This window comes from Ruegeria intermedia, from assembly GCF_900129345.1.
GTDB classification, from domain to species: Bacteria; Pseudomonadota; Alphaproteobacteria; order Rhodobacterales; family Rhodobacteraceae; genus Ruegeria; species Ruegeria intermedia.
Window position 1 is genome coordinate 1 of the sequence record NZ_FQVK01000061.1, and the last position, 4381, is coordinate 4381.

The 4381-nt window shown below is 68.8% G+C and carries 3 protein-coding genes; all 3 read right to left on the reverse strand.

The genetic code is table 11. The annotated features are described in order from the left end of the window. Positions 1–125: 125 nt before the first annotated feature. Positions 126–2330, reverse strand: a complete 2205-nt coding sequence (locus F3H26_RS19070; protein ID WP_149777547.1) for an AAA family ATPase — start codon at positions 2328–2330, stop codon at positions 126–128. A 59-nt stretch (positions 2331–2389) separates the two neighbouring features. Then, a complete protein-coding gene (locus F3H26_RS19075) occupies positions 2390–3358 on the reverse strand; it encodes a hypothetical protein (protein ID WP_149777548.1) in 969 nt (322 codons plus the stop codon). 142 nt (positions 3359–3500) lie between these two features. Beyond that, on the reverse strand, positions 3501–3971 hold the full coding sequence (locus tag F3H26_RS19080; RefSeq protein ID WP_149777549.1) for a hypothetical protein: 471 nt from the start codon (positions 3969–3971) through the stop codon (positions 3501–3503). Positions 3972–4381 lie beyond the last annotated feature (410 nt).

The window sequence follows — 4381 nt, forward strand, 5'->3', positions numbered from 1 at the left end:
TATGAGAGATCGTTCAATAAGGGAAACCGGCTCCAAGCTTTTGTTGAACGATCACCGCAACTGAGGCGGAACTGTCCGACCCCGCAGAGCCGCGGCAGGAAGAGTCACTGTCCGGAGTCCGGACTTCAAGCCAATGACGACAGATCCGATCCTTCCACCACCTCTCGGCACCGCTCCTTCGTCATCTCCCGCTCGGTCAGCAACGCCTCTGCGACGGCGGCCAGCCTTTCCCGGTTCTGCCGAAGAATGCCCTCTGCCTGCTCCAGACACTTGCCGAGGACATCCTGCACGGGCCGATCGACGGCATCGCCGGGCCGGATGATGGCCCCGCTGGCCGGGAGGTGGGTCAGCACATCACCCATACCCCATTCGAAGCGCATCCGACGGGCGAGGTCGGTGGCGCGGGCGAGGTCCGAGGCCGGGCCGTTGCCGGCACCGCTGGAGACCTCGCCGAACATCAGCCGTTCGGCGGCGTAGCCCGCCAGCAGGGTGGTCAGGCGGGCCTGCGCGCTCTGGCGCGTCTCGATGCGGGGATGCGGGTATTCGACCGAGCCGCCGCCCGCGGTGAGCACGGCGCGCTCAGGCAGACCCAGCCCGCAGGTGGCACCCACGACCATGTGGCCAGCCTCGTGGATTGCCGCGCGCCACAGGAAGTCCGTATCCGGTGGCGGCGCGATGCGGCGGGCGGCGGCGTCCAGGTGGCGCTGCTGCAGGGGGTGAACCTCGGCCCGTGCCAAGCCGCGCGCGTCCCGGACAAGCGCCGTGACCTGCGCACCGGAAAGGCCCAGCAACTGATCTGCGAGCGGGGAGAGGTCGAGGTCATCCGTTCCGCCGCCGAGGGCCAGGCGCAAAATCCGGACAAGGGCCGTGCGGTCGGGGGCGGTGATCTCGAGCCTCAGGTCGAAGCGGCCGGGCCGGATCACCGCAGGGTCCACCATGTCCGCAAAATTGGTCGCGCCCAGAACGACGACGCCGGGCGTGTCGTTGAGCCGCGAGAGATGCTCGAGCAACCCGTTCACCACGCCGACGATGTAATCCGACCGGCGATGCGCCGCGTTGCGGTGGGTGAAGGAATCGAGCTCGTCGAGGAAGAACACCGACGGGGTCGCCTTGATCGCCGCCTCGACGGTCCCGGACAGGGCGCGCAGCATGTCGCCCTGGTGGCCGTGCTTCTGGCAGTCCGAATAGCTGGTGGCCACCAGCGGCCCGCCGATCGACCCGGCGATGGCCGCGGCCAAGAGCGTCTTGCCATTGCCCGGCGGCCCGAACAGCAGGACCGAGGAGCTGACCTGATCCCAGGCCAGCTCTCCGGACATCCAGGCCCGGACATCCGCGACCAGCCGGTCCATGGGCTCTTGCACCTCGGCGTTCAGTACCACGTCGGTCAGTGTGATCCCCGCAGGCTGCCGCATCCGCGCCGCGGCGTCGGCCAGGGCATCTGCAACGGCCAGCGTGGTGGCTTCGCAGAAGGCCCCTTCGATGACGGGCAGCGGCAGCGCGGCCAGCGCGCCGTTGGCGGGCAGTCGGTCGCGCAGAGCGTCCTCGGCGACGCGACCGGTGGCGGAATGCGTCGCGCGCAGGATCTCGATGCAGATCTCGGGCGAGAGGGGCGGCAGGGCGAAGACGCGCCGACACAGGGCCAGTTCGATCTCGGACATCGAACCGATGTCCGGGAGGAAGCAGATGGCTTTGCGCCCTTGGCGGACGGATGAGGCGACGGCATTGCGTCCGTCGACACCCCGCCTGGACGCGCGGTCCCGGTCGGTCGTGCTCGGGATCGGCGTGTCGATACCGCGCCAGCGGATCCCGCCGGGAGCGTCGAGTTCCGCCAGCCAGTCCAGGATCGAATCCATCTGGGGCCACATCAGGCGGCGATCCTCGTGCCTGGGGGCAAGGATCAGCGTCAGCGCCCGGTCGCGGGTGACGGCGGCCACGTCCTCGGCGCTGTCGATCAGCGCGGCAAAACGGGCGGCGGCCACCATCGCGTCGATCGGAGGATCGGACAGGCGGTTGGTCTGGCCGGTGCCGTCCGCCTCGGCCCAGGGGTCGCGGCCCTCGGCGATCGCACGGGCGATGTCGCGGGCAGGCATCCCGTGCACCGCCGGCGTGGCGCCGTAGGGCTCATCCATGCGCAGGTGCGGCGGCAGGGACCGCATGTCCGGGCGGGCCGGGCCGGTGTCGGACACGTCGTCATCAGGGTCGGTGGCCGATTGGAGATCGGCGGTCAGGTCGCGATGCCACAGCGCGATGCGGCGCAGCAGCGGGCGCAGGAGTGACAGGGCATGCGGAGACAGCGCGCCGGCGGGCGCGGGGCGTGGGGTCTGGGGCATCAGGAGAACTCCGGACAGGGTGGAGAGGGGGGGCCGCCGATTGGCGGCCCCGGATCGGATCAGGCGGCGGCGTTGTCCGGAGACCCGGAGGCGCTGGGGTCCCAGCCCGCCGCGACCGCCTCCAGCAGCGCCTGGATGTAGGACCGGGCGTGATGGTGATAGATCTCGGAGGTCGTCCAGATCGGACCCCGGAACAGGTCGGGCGGCACGATCAGGTCCGGGCGATGCGCCTTGATATGCGCGTGCAGCCCCTTCTCGATACAGATGGCGCGATGTCCGGACTCCATCGACACGGCGCGCAGCAGCTTGCCCTTCGTCTGTCCGGGATCCCGCTGCACCTGGCGCAGCCGGGAGGCGGGGTTCGAGCTGAACCCCAGCTTGATCACCGGCAGGTCGGGCAGGGTGAAGGACAGGAGATAGATCTGACTGGGCTTCGACGACCAGCTCTCGCCGCAGCCCGCGCAATCGACGTCACCGTTGCGCATGTTGGCCACCGCCACGTCCTGCCGGTGCCCGCAGGCATGCGCATAGCGGCGAAAGCCGGGGTGACGCCGACGCGCCCGGCCGATCAGCTGCCAATCCTGCGCCTCGGCCTCGGCGGCGTGACGTTCTTCGGTGCAGGTCTCGCAACTCAGCCCGTGCCCGCCGGCGGCGGCCCGTTCGACCCGGTGATGCTGGCGGCGGCCAGTGTGACCGCAGGCGAATTCATAGACCCCGTAATGCCGATCGCCTTGCGGGTCCGGCGCGATCAGCCGGGCGCCCATCTTCCGCGCGGCCTTTGCGCGGCGGGCGGCGATGCAATGCGGGCACTCGGGCGCATGGTCGCGCACCACGTTGATGCGCTTGAGCGTGGGCTGGCCGCAGGCATGGCAGCCGAGGACGACATGCAGGCGATCGACGGCGCGGCCGATCAGGGCAAATCCCTTGCGCTCGGCGGCGGCGGTCCACTGGGCTTTGACAGGGCCGAGGAAAACGGGATGAAACGCTCCATCGATGGGGAAAGGATACAGGGTGGTGCTGGTGGGCATGGAAAAAACTCCGGACAGAGTCCACCCGGGGCCCGCAAAGCCTGCGGGCGGGTGGAGAGGAAAAGAAAGGGATGAAGACAGGCCGGCAGGGCCTGTCCGGGAAACCCGGACAGGGGGAGAGGTGCGGGCCGGTCGGGAAAGCTCAGGCGGCGCGGGGCAGACCCATCAGGGCCAGATTGCCACGCCAGGCCTCGACCAGGGCCTGCGCCTCCAGCAAAAGCGCATGGAGATCAGGGGCGGCTGCCTTATGCGCCCGGGCCAGCGCAAAAAGCGCACTGGAGAGCCGGATCAGGTCGGACTGGCCGGGCGTGCCATCGTCCACCGCGGGCAGCATCTGCCCGGCGGCGGCCCGCAGGTCGGGATGGGCGGCGCGCATATCCCGCACAGCCCGCAGCCCGGCACTTGCCAGCGACCAGGCGCTGGCGGCGGTGTCGCCCAGCTCCATGCCCTTGTCCGAGTTCAAATCGGCGCGGGTCTGGTACACCAACCAGTCGGCGCGCAGGGCGACGAAAAGCTGGTCGAGCGCGGCGCGAAAAGCGAGCTTGTCCGAAGAAATGAGCGCAGTCAGCGGTTCAGCCGCAGGGCGCGGCGTGCTAAGGGGCGTGTCAGCCATGAGGATCTCCTGAGGATCGTTGTGGTCAGCGTGGGCGATGGAGTTGCCGCTCCGTCGTCCACGTGCTTAATATGATATCACGAAATCTCGCGGGCGCCCGAAAGCCGATACCCAGCCCGTCATGGTCCGGCTTCACAGCGACTTCATAACCCTGCTCGACGACGCCCGCAGGCGCGAGGAAGACATACCTACCCGACCGGAGATGATCCGACGCATCCTCGATGCGTGGACCAGGGGAGAGATGTACGGGGAAGGGCAAGAGGGATGAGGGTGCAGTCCGGGTGATTTGCGAAAAATGGTTTGAAGCCGGGCATTTCGCCGTTGGCGGCTTGCGGGAAGGCCGTGCATTACGGTGGGCGGTTGCCGTGGTCTTTACCGGACTCCACAGAAGGATGGTACCGTTAACCATT